General features: G+C 64.5%; 2 protein-coding genes. Both read left to right on the top strand.

Annotation, left to right across the window (positions count from 1 at the left end; genetic code table 11):
* The coding region (locus ACE3S9_RS17785; protein WP_374547813.1) for a peptidase domain-containing ABC transporter at positions 1-1,808 on the top strand (1,808 nt) is incomplete at its 5' end.
* The coding region (locus ACE3S9_RS17780) for a biotin/lipoyl-binding protein (protein WP_374547812.1) at positions 1,798-2,912 on the top strand (1,115 nt) is incomplete at its 3' end. The genes ACE3S9_RS17785 and ACE3S9_RS17780, both read left to right, overlap by 11 nt.

The following is a 2,912-nucleotide window of genomic DNA, read 5'->3' as shown; positions in this document are numbered from 1 at the left end:
GCAATTACGATCTGCAGGACGAGGAGCAGCCGTTCGGCCTCGGCCTGATCGCGAGCCTGGTCTTCCGCGAGCGTCGACTCGTGCGCGACGTCGTGATCTGCGCGCTGATCCTGAGCCTGTTCGCGCTGGCGCCGATCATGTTCTGGCGTCTGATGACCGACAAGGTGCTGGCCTATAAGGCGTTCAGCTCCTTCGCCGTGCTCTGCGCGGGCATGGGCGTCCTGGTCCTGTTCGAGACCATCTTCGCTTATCTGCGCAGCTATCTCATGCTTTATCTGACCGCGCGGACCGACGTCCGGCTGTCGGAATATATCTTCGACAAGCTGTTGCAGCTTCCGATCGATTATTTCGAGCGCACCCCGATCGGCAAGACCATGCACGACGTGCAGGAGCTGTGGAAGATCCGCGACTTCATGGCGGGGCAATTGTTCGGAACCGTGCTCGATTCGATGGTTCTGCTGGTCTTCCTGCCGATCATGTTCGCCTTCAGCCCGCTGATGACCACGATCGTCGTCGCCTTCTGCGGCCTGATCGTGCTGTGGCTGCTGGTGTTCCTGCCGTCGATCCGCCGCGCCAGCGGCGAGGTCATTACCCGCCAGACCGAGCGCGGGGCCTTCATGTATCAGAGCCTCGCCGGGATGCGCACGGTCAAGTCGCTGTCGCTGGAAAGCCGCCAGCGCCAGGTCTGGGACATGCATGTCGCCCGCGTCGCCGAGGCGCAGGAGCGCGCGGGCTGGCTGGTTTCGGTGGTTCAGACCGGCGTGCGCCCGCTGGAGCGGCTCGCCGTCACCGGCTCCTTCGCGGTGGGCGTCTATCTGGCGCTGACCAGCAATGACGCTTATTTCACCGGCGCGCTCTTCGCCTTCCTGATGCTTTCGCAGCGGGTTTCAGGCCCGCTGATGGAGCTGGCCAAGCTCATCAATCAATATGACGAGGTCCGCATCGGCGTCGATATCGTGCGGAAGCTCGTCAACCAGCCCAAGGAAGAGGGCCATGGCGACGGCGGCGTGCGCAAGCCGCTCGAGGGCAGGGTTGAATTCAGCAATGTCCGCTTCACCTACAAGGGCGCGCTGACGCCGGCGCTCGACGGCGTCACGTTCGAGGTTCCCGTCGGCGCGACGCTCGGCGTGGTCGGGCGCAGCGGCTCCGGCAAGACCACCGTTACGCGCCTGTTGCAGCGCCTGCATTCGGATTACGAGGGCCTGATCAAAGTCGACGGGATCGACGTGCGCGAATATAACATCGCGCATCTGCGCCGTAGCATCGGCGTCGTGCTGCAGGAGAATTTCCTGTTCAGCGGCACGATCCGCGAGAACATCGCGGCGGCCAAAGCCAACGCCACCTTCGACGAAGTGGTGCGCGCCGCGCGCATGGCGGGCGCGGAGGAATTCATCGACCGCCTGCCGCGCGGCTTCGACACCTATATCTACGAAGGCTCGCCCAATCTTTCCGGCGGCCAGCGCCAGCGCCTCGCTATTGCGCGCGCGTTGATCCTCGATCCCCGCATCCTGATCCTCGACGAGGCGACCAGCGCGCTCGACCCCGACAGCGAAGCGATCGTCAACGCCAATATCCGCAAGATTGCCCAGGGCCGCACGGTGATCGCGATCTCCCACCGGCTGTCGTCGCTGGTCAATTCCGACGCCATTCTGGTGCTTGAACGCGGCCAGTTCCTCGATATGGGAACGCATCGGGAATTGCTGGACCGCTGCGAGATCTATTCCAGCCTCTGGCGCCAGCAGAACGGCCATATCGAGCAGGCCGCCCAGGGCATGGCTTCCGTGAAGGGGGGCCGCGGTGTCAGTTAAGGAGCTACCGCCGAAAACGACGCCAACGAAGGCCGCGCCTGTCAAGGCGGCGGCGCCCAAATCCGCCAGCCAGGCGGCCATCCGCAGCTTTCAGTCGGATATTGCCGCCATTCGCGAGGCGCCGGAGCCGCGCACGGCGCAATTGACGGTCCAGGCGCTGGCGGCTCTGGTGCTCGTCGCCGTCATCGGGCTGTGGGTCGCCAAGGTCGATCGCGTCATTTCCTCCATGCAGGGCGAGATCAATCTGACGGCGCCGGCGCAGGTCTATCAAGCGCTGGATCAATCCATCATCAAGAGCCTCGACGTGCGCGAGGGCCAGCGGGTCGCCAAGGGCCAGGTGCTGGCGACGCTGGATCCGACCTTCGCGGCCGCCGACGCCACCCAGTTGCGGCAACAGGTGGCGAGCCTCAATGCGCAGATTATCCGCGACGAGGCGGAGCTTGCCGGACGCGCGCCGGCCTTCGTCGACGTCGGCGACCCGGACCAGGCGCATTACAACGAATTGCAGCGCAAGCTCGCGCTCGATCGCGACGCCCAGTACAAGGCGCAGGTCAAGAGCTTCGACGAGCAGATCCGCCAGACCGAAGCCGCCATCGCCAAGGCCAAGAACGACATCACGCGTTATGCCGAGCGCTCGCAGATCGCCGGCAAGGTCGAGGACATGCGCGCGCAATTGCTGGCCAAGGGCGCCGGATCGCTGCTCAATCAATTGGGCTCGAAGGATCAGGCCATCGAAATGCAGCGCACGGTGGAAAATCTCCAGAACGGCCTGAACGAATCGACCGCGCAACTGGCCGCGCTCAAGGCCAACAGGGACGCCTTCATCCAGCAATGGCGCGCCGCCATCAGCCAGGACCTCGTGACCTCGCAGAACACCCGCGATTCGGCGCGGGCCCAGCTCGAAAAGGCGCAGAAGCACCAGGATCTGGTGAAAATGTCGGCGCTGGAGGATTCCATCATCCTGTCGCTCGCGAAATTGTCGGTCGGCTCCGTGCTCCAGCCGGGCGACAAGCTCATCACCGCCATGCCGACCAACGAGCCGATCGTCGCGGAGGTCAAGGTGTCCACCCGCGACATCGGCTTCGTGCGGGTCGGCGATCCGGC

It is taken from the genome of Rhodoblastus sp. (assembly GCF_041915505.1).
GTDB lineage: Bacteria > Pseudomonadota > Alphaproteobacteria > Rhizobiales > Beijerinckiaceae > Rhodoblastus.
The sequence above is the reverse complement of the archived record's forward strand: the minus strand, read 5'-3'. Positions and strand labels throughout refer to the sequence as shown.